We start from the raw sequence: 19,175 nt of genomic DNA, 5'->3' as shown, positions 1-19,175 counted from the left end.
AACACGGGAGATAGACAATGAAACAGTATAATTTGACACCCGCTTCACTCGCTCTGGCTGTCACAATGGCGCTAAGCAGCGGCGTAGTAGTGGCGCAGCAAGCTGCACCAGAAAATGCTGGCACCGGCGAAAGCCAAACCGCAGAGACCGGAGGTTTAGGCTTTGAACGCATTGTAGTTACCGGTGCGGTATCGCGTAAGCAAACGGTGATGCAGTCCAGTGTATCGGTCAGCAGCCTGACACTGGATGATATTGCCGTGGCCACGCCGCGTAGTACCGCTGAGATTTTTCGTATGCTGCCTGGCGTGCGCAGTGAAGCCAGCGGTGGCGAAGGTAATGCCAATATTGCCGTACGCGGCTTGCCGGTAGCGTCCGGCGGCGCCAAGTTTCTTACCCTGCAGGAAGACGGTCTGCCGGTGCTGCAGTTTGGCGATATCGCCTTTGGTAACGCCGATATTTTTCTGCGTGCCGATGCCAGTTTAGCCCGGCTGGACGTGATCCGCGGCGGCTCGGCCAGCACTACGGCCAGTAATTCGCCTGGCGGTATTATTAATTTTGTCAGTAAAACCGGCGAAGAAAACGGTGGCAGTATCGCCTTTACCACCGGGCTGGATTACGACAGTTTCCGCACTGATTTTGATTACGGCGGCGATATTAACAGCGATATGCGCTTTCATCTGGGCGGTTTTGTACGCCAGGGCGAAGGGGTGCGTGACCCGGGCTACCAGGGCGAACAAGGTTTTCAGTTAAAGGGCAACCTGACCAAAGAATTTAATACCGGCTATGTGCGGCTGTATTTTAAGCATTTAAACGACAAAGCCACCAGCTATATGCCGATGCCGATGTTTGCCGATGGCAGCTCGGTGCCGGGCTATGACGCCGGCTCGGATACACTGCAGTCAGTGTATTTAACCCAAACCGTGCGCTTAAACGGCGATAACCAGATTTCCCGCGGTGATGTGCGCGATGGCATGAACCCTAAAGTAAACAGCGTCGGTGTAGAAGCGGTGTTTGACCTGGCTGAAGGCTGGACATTGGAAAACCGCTTTCGGGTCAGCGATGTCAGCGGCAACTTTAATACCTTGTTTCCGGCAGAAGTGGGTAATGCGCAAGGCATTGCCGACAGTATCGCCGGTGCCGGTGCTAATTTAACTTATGCGGTAGGGCCCAATGCCGGTGAAGCCTACACCGCAGAAAACGCCATGCGTATTCACACCTTTGACGTTGAAATCGACGATTTTGGCTCTATCGTTAACGACTTAAAGTTGTCACGCCGTTTTGGTGCCGTGGATGTGAATGTTGGCTATTACATGGCGGATCAAAGTATCAGCATGTCATGGTTGTGGAATTCGTATTTAATGGCGTTAAAGGGCAACAATGCTGAGCTGTTAAATGTCACTGCCGCTGATGGTACGGCGTTTTCCGAACAGGGCCTGACGGCTTACGGCGTGCCGTTTTTCGGCAACTGTTGTCAGCGCAACTATGACACTGACTACAGCACCAAAGCGCCTTATGCCGGGGTAAGCTGGGCCTGGGGCGACTTATCGCTGGATGCCAGTATCCGCCGTGATATCGGCAGTGCTTCAGGCAGCTATGCCGGTGCAGTGCAAAGCAGCCGCGATATGAACAGCGACGGCGTTATCAGTCAGGTAGAGCAAAGCGTATCCGGTATCGATTTAGCCAATGCCAGCATTGTGAATTACAGCTGGGGTTACAACTCTTACTCGGCCGGTGCTAACTATCAGTTTAATAAAGACTGGGCCATGTTTGGCCGTATCAGTAAAGGCGGCCGCGCCAATGCCGACCGCTTGTTGTTTGGCAAAGTGAATGCCGATGGCAGCGTAGCTAAAGAAGATGCGGTAGATGAAGTGACCCAGTATGAGCTGGGCAGCAAAAGCCGGCATGGCAACTTAAACCTGTTTGCTACCTTGTTTTTTGCCGAAACCGAAGAGCAAAATTTTGAAGCCACCAGTCAGCGTTTCTTTGACCGCACCTACAAGGCGCACGGTATTGAGCTGGAAAGCAGCTACCGCATCGGCGATTTTGATATGCGCGGCTCGGTTACCTGGACTGATGCCGAGATCAGCAAAGATGCGCTAAGCCCGGACGTGGTAGGCAATACACCCAGGCGGCAGGCAGATTTTGTTTACAACCTGCTGGCACGCTACTTCTTTGAGCAAGCTCAGGTTGGCGTTAGTTTGATAGGCACCACAGCTGCCTATGCGCAGGATAACAATGACTTAAAATTCAGCGGCTACACCCAGGTTAATGCCTTTGCCAGCTATACCCTGGCGGAAAATCTGACGTTATCGTTAAGCATAAACAATCTGTTTGACGAAATTGGCCTGACAGAAGCCGAAGAAGGTTCGGTACCGGCTAACGGCATTATCCGCGCCCGCACCATCAATGGCCGCAATGCGTCTTTGGGCTTAGCGTATCGCTTCTGATCCGCCAGCCTGATACTGAAAACGGCGGGCCTTTGCCCGCCGTTTGTTTAATTTAGTGTTCACCTCTGTGTGCTAACATGCAGTTACAGCCTCAGCTAAGCGGAGTGACGTATGCAGCAGATCATGCAACAGATAGATAAAACCCTGATTAAACAGGGCTCCTACATCAATGGCGATTGGTTATCGCACACTGATACTTTTGATGTGGTAAATCCGGCCAATCAGCAATTACTCGCCAGTGTTGCCATCGCTGGCGCCAACGAGGCAGAACAAGCCGTGCTGGCAGCAGACAACGCCTTTGCCGACTGGGCTGCCAAACCGGCTGCAGAGCGGGCGCAGCTGCTGCAAGCCTGGTATCAGCTGGTAATGCAGCATCAGGATGATTTAGCCCGCTTACTCACGTTGGAGCAAGGTAAACCACTTAGCGAAGCCAAAGGTGAAATTGCTTATGGCGCCTCATATTTGCAATGGTTTGCTGAAGAGGCCAAACGCTTATACGGCGATACCATACCGGCACCCTCCAACGATAAACGCATTATTGTGCAACGCCAGCCTGTCGGTGTTGTGGCGGCGATAACTCCGTGGAACTTTCCCAATGCCATGTTAGCCCGCAAAGCGGCTGCGGCGTTGGCTGCCGGCTGCACTTTTATTGTCAAGCCAGCCCACCAAACCCCTTTATCTGCATTGGCGCTGGCCGAATTAGCCCATCAGGCCGGCATTCCTGCCGGGGTGTTTAATGTGGTGGTGGGAACAGACGCCAAAGCCATTGGCGAAGTGTTAACACAGCACGTCAAGGTAGCCAAATTCAGCTTTACCGGCTCTACTGCTGTGGGTAAGCAATTGCTTAAGCAATGTGCTGACAGTGTAAAACGGGTGTCGATGGAGCTGGGCGGCAACGCACCCTTTATCGTGTTTGACGATGCCGATTTAGACGCAGCAGTACAGGGCCTGATGGCCGCCAAGTTTCGCAACGCCGGCCAAACCTGTGTTTGTGCCAACCGTATTTTAGTGCAGCAAAGCGTGTATCAGGCCTTTGCCGATAAACTGGCTATTGCGGTTACGCAGCTTAAAGTAGGTGATGGTTTAGCAGGCGACAGTCAAATCGGGCCTTTAATCGACAATAAAGCGGTAGAGAAAGTAGAAAAGTTGCTGCAAAGCGCACTGGACGATGGTGCAAAAGTGCTGTTAGGCGGCAGCAAACACAGCGCCGGCAAACAGTTTTTTCAGCCAACCTTAATCAGCGATGTTAACGCCGGTATGGCTATCAGCAAGGAGGAAATCTTCGGCCCGGTAGCGGCGCTAATGGCGTTTGATACTGAGCAACAGGCGATTGAGCTGGCCAATAGCACCGAATATGGTTTAGCTGCATATTTTTACAGCCGTGATATCGGCCGCGTGTTTCGTGTGGCGCAGGCGCTGCAGTTTGGCATGGTTGGTATTAACGAAGGCATTGTCTCCAATGCTGCAGCGCCTTTTGGCGGCATCAAGCAGTCCGGTTATGGCCGTGAAGGCTCTAAATATGGCTTGGATGATTACACCAATTTAAAATACCTGTGTTTGGGCGGGTTATGACGGCTGGAGTAGCTGCTGTGTTAATTCTTTTAACTTGTTATCAGAGTTAAAGCTGTTGAGGACAATTAGTGGGTCAATATAGAAGCAGTGAATAGGTGGGTAGAGCGAATCTAAGGTGTTGTTAGATTTCCTATCCTGCATATGAACTGTTTTGTATGCCGCTTTGCTTCCGGGGAAAATGAACGCATTTTTTATCCTGCTGTTTGGGTACACAAACTCCAGAGCCTTGGCGTAGAAAAATTGTTTTACCAGATCTTGCCAGCCAGGCGCCCCGGTCGCATTGGTTGCATCATAGTATTTTGCATCAACGATTGTGTGTGTAGCGTTGTCAGCGGACGCCAGAATGATATCAGTTCTCTGGCCTTTATTTTTGGCGGGTACAAGCTGGTTATCGGTATTCAGATAAGCCGGAGTAGGCAACTCTCCATTAAGATTCACGACATTACTTAACACCTGACTTAGCATATGCTCCCACATAACATGAAAGTATTTGATACCTATTACCGTTGTGGTTTCAAGCTGGCCGTATTCCTGTTTCAGTAGGGTTATCAGATTCTTAATCAACCATATATCCCTGTTTGAATATACACTCTTAAGCTCTGTTTCTAATTTTGCCAGCATATAGCTGGTTTTGATTGATGATGGTTTTGGCAAACTATGATCAGTGAAAATGCTTTTACCTTTAAACATCAATGCATATCGCGTATCAAGGCGTTTGATCAGGAAGGCATGAATTTTGGCTATCTCAAAGTCTGCAGAATACTTGTGTTTAGAGCCGATGTAATCGGTGTAAACAATGTTGCCGGCACTTGATACCGGGACGAACTTACTAATTGTTTTGCTCCAATCAGGTTTTCCGGTGTTGACGACTTTGATGGTGCTGCGCCTTCTGTAGATACCAAATTTTTGATAATCTTCAAGTAGTTGGTATACCAAAGACAGTTTTTCAGTTCCTACAAAGCCGATGCCGTTGTCATTATTTGTTAAGCCACTTTTGAACCTGTGATGGTACTTTCTCAGTGCATGCATCATAAGTGGGGTAAGGTATTGCTGATCCTCCCCGTTGACTGAGCGGGCGGAGTTTCTCGGCACAAACAGGTTCAGGCTATTTTTTGCAATCAATACGCCACAGAAGCTGACTTTATCGCCGGAACTGGTTGTTAGGTCATGTGACTGTATGAGCGCAGCGACTGGAGCGGGTAATCCGGCGACAGGTGTTCTGTCCTCAAAGGTCGATATTTGCCAACCCATCAGATTCACAGGCTCTGGTCATCAGCCGGAAACTGATCTGCTGCATTGCCATCAGTTGGTAACTCCGCATTACTTTCATTGTCTGCCAAGCGGATAGTAGAATCTTTAGCTTTTAACTTATCTTCAATTTTTTGGTTAAAAATGGGCTGGTGACTATTAAGCCGACTGACCAAATTGCCGAAATTCTTTATATCGCTGTGAAACAATACTTTCTGCTCGCCATGTCGCAATACGTCATCCCACAGATACAACAGCACTTTGCCTCGTAACGCATTCAGGCTGGACTGCTCATCAGCGAGCTCATTTGCAGACAGAAACCAGGGACCTAATAATCTGTCTTCCGGTATGCCACTATTTTCAAGTGCTTCATTGATTTCTCTAGCGAAATTAGCCCAGCTGATCCGGATCCCTTCTGACGTATCACTTAACGGAATGATGAATTCTCCGGCTGGCGATACTGAAAAATCAATCGCTACATACTCGAATCGCCAACGCCTTTTAAATGCGGTATCAAGCGGCATTACGGCTTGGTCGCTACTATTCATTGTGGCATATATGGACAGATTTGGTGGTAGTCTCAGCTTTTCGTTTACTATTGCTGATGGTGCTTCAGTATTAAAATGTTGCAGCAGATCAGGATCTGACAATGTAACTGCATATTTGCCTGCCCCAGTATTGTCTCTATCCAGAAGTAAAAATATCTCGCCGAATACAGCCGCTGCTGCGGCTCGGTTTATTTCTTCTATCACCAGATAAATGTGAGTATCCGGTTCGTTGTAAGCCCTGACAATTGCCCGTGTAAAGGGGCCTGGCCGAAACGCATAGCTTACGGTGTCTTTAAGCATAGAAGGCTTCAAGCAGCCAACAAAATCGCTATATTGAGTATCAGGGTGGAATACCATTTTGAAGCTATTGGCGTCATGGCATTTTTGCTCTATCTGGTGGCTTTTACCAACGCCGGGTGCACCGTAGTAAATTACATTCTCAGCACATACCTGTTCAGTCGCTGAGCGTGTTGCAGTGATCATGGTTTCTTCTTGTTTTTGCAATTCGCTGAACCGCGTGCGTAATGCGGGGCTGGATTTAAAAGCTTTAATTACGTTCAGCAGTTTAGCGGAGTTATTCACCACAACACGGCAAGCAAGTGCAAGGCAGGAGTCGTATACATCAGATCTGTCCAGTGTTTTGCCTTGGGTTGCTGAGCTTTGCTTTTGTTGTTTAAACCACCAGTTTTTATCGGACAAGAATTTAATAAACAGTAGTTTTTCTTCTTGTTCAGGAAAAAGCTGAGCAACAGCTTTTACAAAACTCTGTGCTATGGGGTCATTGGCCGAATTCCAGTCGGCTGAGGGTAATTTTTTCAGGTATTCGCTAATTTCGCCGGGTGTTGCACCCTGTTCTTTGACCAGTTGTTTAAGTTCTTCTAACTTGTCTTTGTATTCATCAAGTGCAGCTGATAGCAGATGAAAACAGTCCCCATACCAAAGAGATGATGTCGGCAGATCAGCTCTTATGTGGTCTGAGTTAATCATCTGGATGGAAAATGGATGAACAACAATACTGGATTTTGCATCAACTTTTTCCAATGCCATCTTAAGTTCTGCTGCGATGCTGTTGTCCAGCCTAATGTCCGAAGAGTGCGGCAGTGCGTCGAACCTGGCACGGCAGGATGCTATTATATTTTCCAAATTTTTAAGCAAAGTTCCCTCTCAAATTACTTGTCTGATCATTTATACAGTGATAATCTCGCCAGGATAAAAACCGGATAAGATTTGTAAAATGAAAAACGCTGATGAAATTGATGCTATAGCAGAAAGAATAAAAAGTACACGCGAAAAACTGGGACTGGGCCGCACTGAATTTGCCAATTTATTAGGGCTTGGCAAAGCCGGTGAGAGGACAATCAGAGGCTGGGAAACAGGTGAACACATGCCAACACAAAACAAAATTGATGCAATAGAAAATCTCGGAAACCAACTGGCACAAGAATTTGCAGAGGCGCCGTTTCGCACAGATGATAAAAGCAGCTTCAGGTTTATTGATTTATTTGCCGGTATTGGCGGTATTCGCCTGCCGTTTCAGCGGGCCGGCGGTAAGTGTGTGTTTACCTCGGAGTGGGATAAGTTTGCGCAAAAAACCTATGCCGCGAACTATGGTGAAATCCCTAACGGTGACATTACCCAAATAAGCGCCCGTGATATTCCGGACCATGACATTTTGCTCGGCGGCTTTCCGTGCCAGGCCTTTAGCCAGGCTGGGTTAAAAAAAGGCTTTAGCGATACCCGCGGCACCATGTTTTTTGAGATCCAGCGTATTTTAGTCGAAAAACGGCCGAAAGCGTTTTTGCTGGAAAACGTAAAACAGCTAAAAGGCCATGACAAAGGCCGTACTTTAAAAACCATCTTACAAATTTTACGCGGTGAGCACAGCGACGCCGTGCCGGATGATATCCCGCTCAGCGAAGAAGCGCGCCATGCGTTATCTGACAAGCTGAATTATTGGGTTGATTTTAAAGTGCTGCGGGCCGCAGATTTTGGTGCGCCGCAAAACCGCGAGCGGGTGTTTATTGTCGGCTTTGATAAAAACCATTTTGGTGAGCTGGATTTTGCTTCACTGTTCCAATGGCCGCAAGCACCGAAAACCCCAACCCGCGTCGGTGATATTTTGCAGGATTTATCCGGCCTGACAGGGGCACAAGACCGATACACCATTTCTGATAAGTTATGGGCCGGGCACCAAAAGCGCAAAGCAGAACATCAGCAAAAGGGTAATGGCTTTGGTTATTCGTTGTTTAGCGCAGAAGATGCCTACACCAATACCATTAGCGCCAGATACTACAAAGACGGTTCGGAAATTCTGATTGAACAAACCGCTTTGGGTAAAAATCCGCGCAAGCTTACACCCAGAGAATGCGCCAGGTTGCAGGGCTTTCCGGAGCAATTTATTGTTGATGCGGTATCGCACGGCCAGATTTACAAGCAGTTTGGTAACTCGGTGTGTGTCAAAGTAGTCGACGCCGTGGCACAAGCGATGATGCGTTTTATCAACAGTGCGCAAGCGCGCAAAAACAACGCCGCCTGACGGATGCGCCTTGACCGACGTACATGATGTCGCCACCCGCAGCCGCAACATGGCGGCAATTAAAAACAAGCATACTCAACCGGAAATATGGCTGAGAAAACAGCTGCATGCCGCCGGTTTTCGCTACCGGCTGAATGTGGCAACACTGCCGGGCAAACCCGACCTGGTGTTAGCCAAATACCGTGCGGTAATTTTTGTCCAGGGCTGTTTCTGGCATCAACACAACTGTGCGCAATTTCACTGGCCGAAAAGCCGCGTTGACTGGTGGCGCGCTAAAATCACCGCCAATAGGCGGCATGATGAAATGGTACAAGACAAACTGCGCGAGATGGGTTGGCGCGTACTGTTGCTGTGGCAATGCGCCATTAAAGGCCGTACCCGATTGCCGCAACAACAGCTGTTAGCACAAATTAATGACTGGATCCGCAGCGGCGGCTCATTTGCTGAGCTACCGCCGGCGGACAGTATCTAAACTGCCCTTGCTTTACATCATTACGGATAAACTCCGTTAGCCGGTTACCTCTGCCGGCAATGGTGCCTCAGCGCGGTATGAAAGGTCATCGTAGTAAAACCGTTTAAATCTGCGGATCAACGCCAGCGATATTTCATCTTCTTTAAGTAATCGTTGCGTAACGTTCATGTTGGCAGCGCGCAGTATTTCCGCATGTTTTGTCAGTGCCGCTTCTGCTTTAGCTAAATCGCCATCAAAATCGGCGGGTACGGTGCCCAACAAATTCACCTGATATTGCTCGGTATCTTTAAGTTCTGCAAATGGCAGAATTTCAACATACATACCCGACAACACGCTATTGGCCTTTTTAATCTTGTCGCGAAGCGCACCCCTTGGGTCTGCTGCATCAATTCTGTTGTTAAACGTAGTGGGCAGTGCAGGGCGGGAATAACGCGCGGCCAGCCAATCAGCAAAGTTGCGCACGTCGTACTCTTCCATCTGTTTATCTGTATCAGGAACGAACCCTTGCAGAAGCGCTTTAGGCACGAAGTGCTTTTCGAATGCCTTTATTTCAATGTATTTTTCAGAGGACATACCCGCGCCGGGCTGACGCTGAATAAATTTGGTGTGAAGAAGGCGGGCGTTTTTATTGTGCTGGTAGTTACCGTTCGGTTTATCAATTAACCTTGCCGCATACACTTCAACATGCGGGTCCAGTTCCAGGTTATTGTTGGCAATATCACAGGATTGCGAGGCGACAATCAACACAAAGGGCTGTTTGATTGTCGCACCAATTTCTGTACAAATCCTGATTGCGTCAGCGTCGCTAAATAGTGTGCCTTGCTGCCATCCATTTTGCTCCAGGACGCTGCCAATCATGCCGGTTGCCTCCTTTACGCAAAGGGATCCGCCAGCGACCTGGCCGGCCGGTGTTGCAGGCTCAGTCGGGTGCCGGCAAACAACAAGGTATTTTGGTTTGCACCATTTCGCAGCAGTTCAAGCAGGGTTTTCCCCTCTAATACCGGCGTGTTCAGCAATTCAGTTGGTTTGGGTAAGCCACTCTTAGCCCACTCATTAGCCGTAAGCTGTAACTCATGGAGGCGATTAAGTGTGGCAACACGTGGTGCTGAGCTGCCATCCATCCAGTTATAGATACTCTTACGTGTGCTACCAATAACCTCAGCCAATTGCTCTTTGGTTAAGCCGAAGGTGGTGCTTATTTTTTCAATCGCTACGGCAAGCGAATTACCTTTGCTGATAACAAAAGACACCTTTGCACCACTGGGCGACTGGCTGTAACTAACGGTAGCAGTGCCACCAGAGCCTTTTAGTACACCGGGTATAGCGTAGCCAACCTCGTCTTTAACCAAATTAATGGACGTAGGCATCCGCCGGTAACTGAGGCTTAGTTGCTGCCAGTCTGGGCAATCAATATACCCATCTGCGGTTACGACCATTTCGTTTCCCTCGCATAGTCCGTGGTTACCTGCCAAAAAGCTGCCCTTGATGCTTCATGCAGGGCATCTAATCTTGTCAGTGCTTGTTCAAGCGCAAATGTTACCGACTCCTCGCCCGCTTCCCAGATGTGATCAAAATCCAGAATCAACCGCTCGGTAGCAGCCTGATCACGAACAATTTGCACCGGAACATTGTCAATATCGGGTGGGCAAGTCAGCGGCATTACACCAAACCAGGAGCGAATACACAGGGTTCCGGTGTGGGTTTTAATATAATTTTCCGTTTTTAAATGACGGGTGCTGCCAAGGCCTTGCGTTGTTGCAGTTGGAATAAATTTCTCATCAACCAACTGAGAAAACTGCTCGTTGTTTTCTGTGGTGACTAAATCGCAGTAGCGCAGGCCGATACGTAAAAGTAATGAGGGCTCCACTATTTCAATCACTGTTTGCAGCGCATTTCTGCACGCATCGGCAAAACCATCAAAGCGCGGATAGTCATTGGTAAAATACACCAGCTTATCCTGGCTAATATCTATCGCATGTTTTTTATCGCCGGAGATAAATGACCAGCGATGGCTCGACGAAATCTCAAACTGATCCGCTTGCACGTGGATAGATTGCTCAGTACTTTTTCTGAACGTAGGGTACTGCCTGCGCAACGCTTCCTGCAGTTGCGGAATATACTGCTCAATTTGCAGGATCTGCGAAAAACGAAATTCGACAAGCACCAGTTTAAGCGGCTGATTTTCAAGCTTTCTGTATTCAGTCACACCCGTTATCCTTTTGGTTTAGCTAACAGCGGCATAAATTATACATGAAATTACACACTGCAACTATCAATCTATGTGACAACCGGGTTTTAAGCAAGTTTCACTGTCATAGTACAGGCAACTGTGCATTTAAAGCATTGGCTACAGGTGCATATCGCTATACCATAAGCGGCAAATATAATCGGCCAGGCTATTAGTGTTTAGTAAGCTTGAGCCGACGCAGTAATACCTAATTTGAGAGCACCATGACTGAAGATCAAAAAAAGAAGCTGGAACAGAAACTGTGGAATATTGCCAACGAACTGCGTGGCAAAATGAATGCCGACGAGTTCAGAGATTACTGTTTAGGCTTTATCTTCTTTAAATACCTGTCTGAGAAACTGCATAACTTCGCCAATAGCATTCTGGCAGAAGATGGTATCGATTTTCTGCAGATCGATGAAGGCAGTAGCGATGGCGAGGAAATGCTGCATGCTATTAAGGAAGAAGCAGTACAGGAGCTGGGTTACTTTTTAAAACCATCTGAGCTGTTTAGCAGTATCGCCAAACGCGGCGCACACAAAGCCAGCGATGATGACGATGACGTGGTGGTAGATACGTTTATTTTGGACGACTTAACTCGGGTGCTGAACAACATTGAGCACTCCACCATGGGTACCGACAGCGAAGAAGACTTTGACCACCTGTTTGAAGATTTGGACCTGACATCAACCAAACTAGGCCGCACGGCGGATGCCAAAAATAAGCTGATTGCCAAAATAATGCTGCATTTAGACCGCATAGATTTTGCGCTCAGCGACAGCGAAAGCGATGTACTGGGAGATGCCTACGAATACCTGATCGGCCAATTTGCGGCCGGTGCCGGTAAAAAAGCCGGTGAGTTTTATACGCCGCAGGCGGTATCAACGGTTCTGGCGAAGTTGGTGACATTAGGTAAAAGCCGGTTAAAGTCGGTATACGATCCAACCTGCGGTTCGGGTTCTTTGTTGCTGCGCGTAGCCAAAGAAGTAGAACACGTTGGCGATTTTTACGGCCAGGAAATGAACCGTACCACCTACAACCTGGCACGGATGAATATGATTTTGCACGGTGTGCATTATCGTAATTTTAATTTGCAGCAGGAAGACACGCTGGAACAGCCACAGCACCTGGACTTTAAGTTTGAAGCGGTGGTCGCTAACCCACCATTTTCGGCGCAGTGGAGTGCCAACAAAATATTTGAAAGCGACGATCGCTTTGCCCAGTACGGCAGGCTGGCACCGGCGTCAAAAGCTGATTTCGCCTTTGTACAGCATATGCTGTATCAGCTGGACGACAACGGTACCATGGCGGTAGTACTGCCGCATGGTGTACTGTTCCGAGGTGCCGCCGAAGGCCATATCCGTAAATACCTGATAGCCGAGCGCAACTGGTTAGATGCGGTAATAGGCCTGCCGGCAAATATCTTCTACGGCACCAGTATTCCAACCTGCATTCTGGTGTTTAAAAAATGCCGTGAGAACCCGGACAATATTTTGTTTATTGACGCCAGTGGCAGCGATCATTATGAGAAAGCCAAAAACCAGAATTATCTGCGTACGCAGGACATCGACAAGATTATCGACACCTACCGTGAGCGTAAGGAAGAGCCGAAGTACAGCCATATTGCCACGTTAGCGGAAATAGCCGAAAACGATTACAACCTTAATATTCCGCGCTACGTTGATACTTTTGAAGAAGAGGAGCCGGTTGATTTAGCAGCCGTGGCAAAAGAGATTAAACAGCTGGATAAAGACATGGTGGATATCGATCAAGCCATCCGTGATTTTTGCAAAGAGTTGGGAATAGAGGCGCCGGTTTGATGAGTAAAGTTATTGAGCGTGCCCCAAAACTTCGATTTCCTGAGTTCTCTGGTAACTGGAAGTTAAAAAAACTCGGTGATTACCTTCAACCTTATGTTGAGAGAGTTCCCGCACCGACGGATTTGCCTGTTTACAGTTCAACCAGAGAGGGACTAAAACCTCAGAATGAGTATTACAACAATCGTGAGTTAGCGAACGAAGGTGAATACGGAGTAGTTCCACAGGGATATTTTGTATATCGACACATGAGTGATGATTCAACTTTCAAATTTAATATCAATAAATTAGAAACCCCTCTTGCAGTAAGTAAAGAATATCCTGTTTTCACCACAAAAGATTTAGATTCTGACTTCCTATTGCTTAAGCTGAATAATGGCAATGATTTTAAAAAATATGCGGCTATTCAGAAAATGGGAGGGACAAGAACACGGCTTTATTACAAAAATCTATCCGCTTGGAATACTTTGCTTCCGGAGCAGGATGAGCAAGTAAAAGTAAAAGATTTTTTATTGTCCATAGAAAGTGCGATATTAAATTGCAGAAAAAAAATAGAACTAGAAGAAAATTTCGTGGCTGGATTAGCGAGCCGTATTTTCTCTGGGGAAGTTCGCTTTAAAAAGCCAGATGGAACGAACTACCTTGACTGGCAAGATTGTGAACTCGGTAGTTATTTATTGGAACGCAGCGAAAAAGGTCACGCAGACTTAGAGTTGTTATCCGTTACATTGTCCGATGGAGTTATCAGTCGTAGTGATGTAGAGGGAAAGAACAATGCTAGTGAAGATAGAAGTAATTATAAGCGCGTTCTTCCGGGAGACATTGCGTACAACTCTATGCGTATGTGGCAAGGTGCGAGCGGTTTATCCTCGATGGAGGGAATTGTTAGTCCTGCCTATACCGTTTTAACAACAAAAAGTAATGCAGATCCGTTGTTTTTTTCATACTTTTTTAAGCATCCATCTGTCATTTTTATTTTTAAGAGATACTCGCAAGGGTTGACCTCAGATACATGGAATTTGAAATTCCCGACATTGTCTAAGATTAAGTTCAAGCTGCCTGTAGAAAAAAGTGAACAGGAAAAAATTTCTTCGATGCTATTAAGTTTTGAAACTCGGATAAAATTGCTGAATGAAAAAAGAGATAAGCTTATTTATTTCAAAGGCGTTCTGATAAATGAGCTTTTCGTTTAGGAACGCTGATGCAAAAAACCAAATCTTTTTTGAAGTTGAATGTAAGCAGTTTTGAACGATATTTGAACTTTGAAGATCACAGAGTTTATTACTATGCAATTGAAGAAAAAATAACCCCCGATAATTGCATTGAAACATGCAAAGCTCTAATTGAAGGGATAGCGAAGACAATTCTTGGTCAATTAGATTTGAAGAGCGCTGAAGTCAGAAGTCGGTTCAGCAATCATGAGTTGATTGCGTTAGAAAGCACAATGAGCAAAATGCTAGGGAATGGTGAGGATTTTCAGGTACTTTATAGACAAGCAATACTTGTTCTAGCTGCCTTTCATCACTCGTGTGAAGAAGAGTTGATGCAAGCACTCGGTAAAGATTTTTTTAAGTTTTTTGCCAAGCTTAGGAATCGTAGAGGCGACATTTCTCATGGTAGAGAGGCGCCTAAACCAGAAAAAAGCTCAAAAAACTTAGCTGAAATGATTGTTCAGATTACAGACATCATTGCTTTCCACATGTTAGAAGTCTTGTCGCTAATTGATTTCGAAAAGGACAAGGCAGAAAACGAGGATTTCACTATTGCTGAGTCATTCTTTGTAAAAGAGCCGGAACAATTAGAGACTATCAGTGAGTCAGAGCGCAACGTAAGAGATTTTAACGACTTTCTTGACGAACAGTACCCATACGAAGGCAAGATAAGATTTAGTATGGCATTGTATCAACAATATAAAGACGACTATAAAATCCAGTTTAAGGAGTTTATGGACGGTAAAGAGATTCTGACGGATAGTGATGAGTAACGTAATACAAAACGGTATACACAGATATTTTGCTAGGGTTCTCTATGACTGACGATATTCGCTGGAAGCAACGGCTGCAAAACTGGAACCGGGCGTTGGCACAGCTGACCAAGTTTATGCAGCGTGATGCGCTTAACGAGCTGGAAGAACAGGGGCTGATTCAAAGCTTTGAATATAACCATGAGCTGGCCTGGAATACCCAGAAGGACTTTTTGCAGGATCAGGGTTTTACCGAATTATTCGGTTCGAAAAACGTAGCGAAAAAAGCCTTTGAAATTGGCCTGATTAAAAACGGTGAGCTGTGGCTGGATATGATTAAAAGCCGCAATTTAACGTCGCATACCTACAACGAAGCTGTTACCCGGCAAATAGTAGACGCCATAGTGCATCAGTATTTTGCCGAGCTATGTGAGCTAAATACTAAGTTAAATAAATTAGCGGAAAAAGATTAATGTTAACTGAGAAGTCCGGCCTGCCGCCAAGCACCATTGACGCTATTAAAACTGCACTGGCGCAATTCCCCGCTGTCAGCTCTGCAGTGCTTTACGGCTCTCGTGCCAAGGGTACCTACCGGCCAGGCTCGGATATCGACCTTACATTACACACTACAGCCGATGCGCCTGAAAATCTGTTGCTGAAGGTGATTACAGCACTGGACGAGCTGAATATTCCTTACAGTTTTGATATATCGCTGTATCACCATATCGATAACACAGCGCTAAAAGAGCACATTCAGCGGGTGGGTATTGAACTGTACAACTCTGCCAGTTACCGCGCTGCGGTGCAGCAAAGCGAAAGCACTCAGCGCTATCTTGAGGAGCAGCATCAGTCTGAAGCACAGCTGGAAGCCAAACTGGTAAAGCAACTGACGGGGCTGGGGTATCAGCAGGTTAGCATTACTAATGCGGATGAGCTAAGAGCCAACTTAAAGCGGCAGCTGGAAATTCATAACAAAATTGAGCTAAGCCACGGCGAGTTCAATAAAATTGTTAACCATCTGGATAAAGGCAATGTGTTTGTTCGTGCCAAAACACTGCGCGACCGCTTTTTACTGAGCCGTGATGATGGTTCCAGCTGTTATATCCAGTTTTTTAACAGTCTGCATTGGTGCCAAAACCAGTATCAGGTTACCCAGCAGATTACTCAGCAAGGCAAATATCAGAACCGTTACGATGTCACCTTACTGATCAACGGCTTGCCGTTGGTACAAATAGAGTTGAAGCGCAGTGGAATAGAGCTGCATGAAGCTTTTAACCAGATTAACCGCTACCAGCGGCACTCTTTCTGGAGTGAAGGCGGCCTGTTTAACTATGTGCAGCTGTTTGTTATCTCCAACGGTGTAAACACCAAATATTACGCCAATAACCGCAAGCAGGATTTTAAACAAACCTTCTTCTGGGCGGATTTCGACAACACGTTAATCACTGAATTAACGGCGTTTGCAGATGCGTTTTTAGAAAAATGCCATCTGTCGAAAATGATCAGCAAATATATAGTGCTGCATGAATCTGACAAATTGCTGATGGTGCTGCGGCCTTATCAATATTACGCGGTAGAAGCGATAGAAAAACGGGTGAAAGAAGGCCGCAAAAATGGTTATATTTGGCACACCACCGGCAGCGGTAAAACCCTTACCAGTTTTAAAGCGGCGCAGCTGCTGACGGAACTGCCCAAGGTTGATAAGGTCGTGTTTGCGGTAGACCGGGCAGACCTGGATTACCAGACTACGCGTGAATTTAACCATTTCAGTGAAGGCAGTGTCGATGGCACCAGCGATACCGCTGCTTTGGTAAAACAAATGGCGGGCAGCAATAAGTTAATTGTTACCACCATTCAAAAGCTCAATAGCGCTATTAAAAGCAGTAAGCATGAAAAAGCGATGACTGCACTTCGAGATAAAAGAGTGGTGTTTATTTTTGACGAATGCCACCGCTCACAATTTGGCGATACGCACAAAAGTATTGTTGGCTTTTTTACCAAAGCGCAGCTGTTTGGTTTTACCGGTACGCCAATTAAAAAAGATAATGCGGTAAGTGTGCAGGGCATTAAACGCAGAACCGAAGACTTATTCACTGAACCATTGCATAAATATCTGATTAACAATGCGATAGCTGACCATAACGTACTGAAGTTCTCTGTTGAATATTGGGGCAAACCGGTAGCAAATGAATCTGCCACGGCAGATGAGCAGGTCAGCAGCATTGATACGCAGGAGTCTTTTCTTAAAGATACCCGCATTGAGCAGAACGTCGATTGGATTATTGCTCATCATAATCGTAAAACCCATAACCGGCAGTTTTCTGCCATGTTGTGCGTTAGTAGCAAAGAAATGCTTATTAAGTATTACGATATTTTTAAGCAAAAACAATTGGATGGTAAGCATGATCTTAGAGTCGTCACCATTTTTACCTACGCGGCTAATGAGAGTGATGAAGAAGCCAATGGCCTGATAGGTGAACCTGATTTTGATATTAAAACTGACGACAGCAAGTATGCCGATAGTCGCGAAAAGCTGGAGCAGTACGTTGCCGACTACAATGCGCTGTATCAAACCCAGCATTCTGTAAAAGATAGCAAAGCGTTTTACAGCTACTACAAAGATATTGCCAAGCGCATGAAAGAGCGCGACAAAGAAAATTTTCAGGATAAAGATCGCGCCGACATCTTGCTGGTAGTAAATATGTTTTTAACCGGCTTTGACGCGAAAAAGCTTAACACCTTGTATGTGGATAAAAACCTTAAACATCATGGTTTAGTTCAGGCGTTTTCCCGCACTAACCGCGTGCTGGGTGAGCTAAAATCACAAGGCAATATTGTTTGTTTCAGAAACCTGAAACATAACACCGATGAAGCCATTGCGCTGTTTAGTGACCCTAATTCCAGTGAGAAAGTGTTGCTGGAGCCTTATGAGCACTATGCCGCTGAATTTAACCTGGCGGTAGACAAATTACAGGCGCTTGCAGCAAGCGCGGATCAGGTGAATGAATTACAAAGTGAAAGCGAGAAGCTGGAATTCGTTAAACAGTTCCGCCAGTTGATCCGAACCTTAAACAAGCTCAAGTCTTTCACTGAATTTGACTGGAAAGATCTGCAGCTTGCTCAGCAAGAGTTTGAAGATTATAAGAGTAAGTATTTGGATATTTACGATTTTGCTCACAAAAAAGAGCCCGGCGCGTCGATTTTAGAAGAAGTCGATTTTGAGCTGGAGCTGATCCACCGTGACGAAGTAAATGTCGACTACATCTTGAATTTACTCAGCCAGTTGCAGAAAAGTCAGGCGAAGGCTGGTACAGCAGCCAGCGCTGACAGCACTACACAGCAAGTGCTTAACCTGCTGGCGAAAGAAACGCAGTTGCGCAGTAAACGCGAGCTGATAGAAAAGTTTATTGCCGACTATATGCCGAAATTATCGCCGCAGCAGGATTTACGCGATATTTTTACCGGCTTTTGGCAGCGGGAAAAACGTTTCGCTATTCATCAGTTATGTGAACGCGAGCAGCTGAATAAAGAAGCTGTATATCAACTTCTTGATGATTACAGCTTTACCGGTAAAGACCCACTGCGTGAGCAAGTATTTGCGGCCCTGAATTACCGGCCGAAACTGCTGGAGCGCAAGCAAATTTACGAGCGCATACTTCATGATTTAAAAGAGATTATTCAACGCTTTGAAGATCACACTGGTGCCTATGAAACCGGCGAGGAGCCGGGTGAGTATGAGTTTATTAGTCACTATGTACATCGACTGGGTGACTATGAGTTATTTTTTGCTGACGAAGTAAAAAAGTCCCGCTATGCCCATCAGCTGGCACGTTTTAGCATAGTGCTGGATAAACCTTATCAGGACGGCTTGCCCAGCTTGGCAGCTTATCCGGTTGGCAGTAACTTGTTAGGGCACGGCATCGCTAGTGAGGTAATGTTTGAGGACTACCTGCAGCTTACCAAGCAGTTTCAACAAACGTTAAGCCAGTACGGTTTTGAGTTCGATAGCAGTGAAAACTTTAAAGACGGTAGTGTATTCTGGGCGCTTGCAGAAGCGCGTGAAGGCAGTATCATTCTTGAGTTTGTTCTCGTTGTATGGATAACAGGCAAGGTAATAAATGGCGTGATGGACTTTTTGCAGAAATATAAAGGTTCTGCTGAAGGGTTAGACCGGTTGAAATCAGATATCACAACACACTTTATTGCGAAAACCGATGATTCAGCTAAACAAACTAGCATAATTATTACTGAGGATATTGAAGAAGAATTAAGAAAACTGCGTAATAAAAAACATTAAACAGCAGGTTGCTGATTGAACCTGCTATTTAACTGGTGATAGCTTTGC

General features: G+C 46.3%; 14 protein-coding genes. 9 read left to right on the top strand and 5 right to left on the bottom strand.

Going from position 1 to position 19,175, the window contains the following annotated elements:
• The first annotated feature begins 17 nt into the window (after positions 1 to 17).
• Both HRH59_RS13740 and HRH59_RS13735 read left to right on the top strand, forming a co-directional pair.
• Positions 18 to 2,447 carry a TonB-dependent receptor domain-containing protein gene (locus tag HRH59_RS13740; RefSeq protein WP_173501846.1) on the top strand — a complete coding sequence of 810 codons (2,430 nt, stop codon included), beginning with the start codon at positions 18 to 20 and terminating at the stop codon, positions 2,445 to 2,447.
• A gap of 111 nt (positions 2,448 to 2,558) precedes the next feature.
• Complete coding sequence (locus HRH59_RS13735; RefSeq protein WP_269435457.1) at positions 2,559 to 4,019, top strand: NAD-dependent succinate-semialdehyde dehydrogenase; 1,461 nt, start codon at positions 2,559 to 2,561, stop codon at positions 4,017 to 4,019.
• Here HRH59_RS13735 and HRH59_RS13730 read toward each other — a convergent pair.
• Both HRH59_RS13730 and HRH59_RS13725 read right to left on the bottom strand, forming a co-directional pair.
• Positions 4,014 to 5,270, bottom strand: a complete 1,257-nt coding sequence (locus tag HRH59_RS13730; protein WP_173501845.1) for an LlaJI family restriction endonuclease — start codon at positions 5,268 to 5,270, stop codon at positions 4,014 to 4,016. The two genes, HRH59_RS13735 and HRH59_RS13730, sit on opposite strands and share 6 nt — an antisense overlap.
• 5 nt (positions 5,271 to 5,275) lie before the next feature.
• Complete coding sequence (locus tag HRH59_RS13725) at positions 5,276 to 6,862, bottom strand: McrB family protein (protein ID WP_173501844.1); 1,587 nt, start codon at positions 6,860 to 6,862, stop codon at positions 5,276 to 5,278.
• A gap of 187 nt (positions 6,863 to 7,049) precedes the next feature.
• On the opposite strand from HRH59_RS13725, the gene dcm reads away from it, so the two are divergent.
• Both dcm and HRH59_RS13715 read left to right on the top strand, forming a co-directional pair.
• On the top strand, positions 7,050 to 8,351 hold the full coding sequence (dcm, locus tag HRH59_RS13720; protein WP_173501843.1) for a DNA (cytosine-5-)-methyltransferase: 1,302 nt from the start codon (positions 7,050 to 7,052) through the stop codon (positions 8,349 to 8,351).
• Between the two features lie 10 nt (positions 8,352 to 8,361).
• Positions 8,362 to 8,823, top strand: coding sequence for a very short patch repair endonuclease (locus tag HRH59_RS13715; protein ID WP_173501842.1), 462 nt, complete (start codon positions 8,362 to 8,364; stop codon positions 8,821 to 8,823).
• A gap of 36 nt (positions 8,824 to 8,859) precedes the next feature.
• On the opposite strand, the gene HRH59_RS13710 is transcribed toward HRH59_RS13715, so the two are convergent.
• Genes HRH59_RS13710 through HRH59_RS13700 form a run of 3 tightly spaced genes read right to left on the bottom strand, consistent with a single transcriptional unit; the run spans position 8,860 to position 11,029 of the window.
• Positions 8,860 to 9,681, bottom strand: a complete 822-nt coding sequence (locus HRH59_RS13710) for a hypothetical protein (RefSeq protein ID WP_173501841.1) — start codon at positions 9,679 to 9,681, stop codon at positions 8,860 to 8,862.
• A 14-nt stretch (positions 9,682 to 9,695) separates the two neighbouring features.
• Entirely contained in the window at positions 9,696 to 10,259 is a 564-nt protein-coding gene (locus HRH59_RS13705; protein ID WP_173501840.1) for a helix-turn-helix domain-containing protein, read from the bottom strand.
• Complete coding sequence (locus HRH59_RS13700) at positions 10,250 to 11,029, bottom strand: TIGR04255 family protein (protein WP_173501839.1); 780 nt, start codon at positions 11,027 to 11,029, stop codon at positions 10,250 to 10,252. The genes HRH59_RS13705 and HRH59_RS13700 overlap by 10 nt, the downstream gene beginning before the upstream one ends.
• 245 nt (positions 11,030 to 11,274) lie before the next feature.
• Here HRH59_RS13700 and HRH59_RS13695 point away from each other — a divergent pair, with 245 nt between their 5' ends.
• The 5 genes from HRH59_RS13695 to HRH59_RS13675 are packed head-to-tail and all read left to right on the top strand — an operon-like array spanning position 11,275 to position 19,127.
• On the top strand, positions 11,275 to 12,870 hold the full coding sequence (locus HRH59_RS13695; RefSeq protein ID WP_173501838.1) for a type I restriction-modification system subunit M: 1,596 nt from the start codon (positions 11,275 to 11,277) through the stop codon (positions 12,868 to 12,870).
• Positions 12,870 to 14,060: a restriction endonuclease subunit S gene (locus HRH59_RS13690; protein WP_218573526.1), complete on the top strand. Its 1,191-nt coding sequence runs from the start codon at positions 12,870 to 12,872 to the stop codon at positions 14,058 to 14,060. Before HRH59_RS13695 ends, HRH59_RS13690 begins: the two co-directional genes overlap by 1 nt.
• A gap of 8 nt (positions 14,061 to 14,068) precedes the next feature.
• Complete coding sequence (locus tag HRH59_RS13685; protein WP_173501837.1) at positions 14,069 to 14,851, top strand: abortive infection family protein; 783 nt, start codon at positions 14,069 to 14,071, stop codon at positions 14,849 to 14,851.
• Positions 14,852 to 14,895: 44 nt separating this feature from the next.
• Positions 14,896 to 15,303 (top strand): nucleotidyltransferase substrate binding protein, encoded by a 408-nt coding sequence (locus tag HRH59_RS13680; RefSeq protein ID WP_173501836.1) that lies wholly within the window; start codon positions 14,896 to 14,898, stop codon positions 15,301 to 15,303.
• Positions 15,303 to 19,127 carry a type I restriction endonuclease subunit R, EcoR124 family gene (locus HRH59_RS13675; protein ID WP_173501835.1) on the top strand — a complete coding sequence of 1,275 codons (3,825 nt, stop codon included), beginning with the start codon at positions 15,303 to 15,305 and terminating at the stop codon, positions 19,125 to 19,127. The genes HRH59_RS13680 and HRH59_RS13675 overlap by 1 nt, the downstream gene beginning before the upstream one ends.
• Positions 19,128 to 19,175: the final 48 nt, after the last annotated feature.

Source organism: Rheinheimera lutimaris (genome assembly GCF_013283795.1).
GTDB classification, from domain to species: domain Bacteria; phylum Pseudomonadota; class Gammaproteobacteria; order Enterobacterales; family Alteromonadaceae; genus Alishewanella; species Alishewanella lutimaris.
Note: the sequence above shows the minus strand (reverse complement) of the source record. Positions and strands in the feature narration are given on the sequence as shown.

What these genes read in the sequence shown, in the direction of transcription:
- HRH59_RS13740 (WP_173501846.1), top strand. Translation starts at nt 18, where the DNA reads ATGAAACAGTATAATTTGACACCCGCTTCACTCGCTCTGGCTGTCACA.
- HRH59_RS13735 (WP_269435457.1), top strand. Translation starts at nt 2,559, where the DNA reads ATGCAGCAGATCATGCAACAGATAGATAAAACCCTGATTAAACAGGGC.
- HRH59_RS13730 (WP_173501845.1), bottom strand. Translation starts at nt 5,270, where the DNA reads ATGGGTTGGCAAATATCGACCTTTGAGGACAGAACACCTGTCGCCGGA.
- HRH59_RS13725 (WP_173501844.1), bottom strand. Translation starts at nt 6,862, where the DNA reads ATGGCATTGGAAAAAGTTGATGCAAAATCCAGTATTGTTGTTCATCCA.
- dcm (WP_173501843.1), top strand. Translation starts at nt 7,050, where the DNA reads ATGAAAAACGCTGATGAAATTGATGCTATAGCAGAAAGAATAAAAAGT.
- HRH59_RS13710 (WP_173501841.1), bottom strand. Translation starts at nt 9,681, where the DNA reads ATGATTGGCAGCGTCCTGGAGCAAAATGGATGGCAGCAAGGCACACTA.
- HRH59_RS13705 (WP_173501840.1), bottom strand. Translation starts at nt 10,259, where the DNA reads ATGGTCGTAACCGCAGATGGGTATATTGATTGCCCAGACTGGCAGCAA.
- HRH59_RS13695 (WP_173501838.1), top strand. Translation starts at nt 11,275, where the DNA reads ATGACTGAAGATCAAAAAAAGAAGCTGGAACAGAAACTGTGGAATATT.
- HRH59_RS13690 (WP_218573526.1), top strand. Translation starts at nt 12,870, where the DNA reads ATGAGTAAAGTTATTGAGCGTGCCCCAAAACTTCGATTTCCTGAGTTC.
- HRH59_RS13685 (WP_173501837.1), top strand. Translation starts at nt 14,069, where the DNA reads ATGCAAAAAACCAAATCTTTTTTGAAGTTGAATGTAAGCAGTTTTGAA.
- HRH59_RS13680 (WP_173501836.1), top strand. Translation starts at nt 14,896, where the DNA reads ATGACTGACGATATTCGCTGGAAGCAACGGCTGCAAAACTGGAACCGG.
- HRH59_RS13675 (WP_173501835.1), top strand. Translation starts at nt 15,303, where the DNA reads ATGTTAACTGAGAAGTCCGGCCTGCCGCCAAGCACCATTGACGCTATT.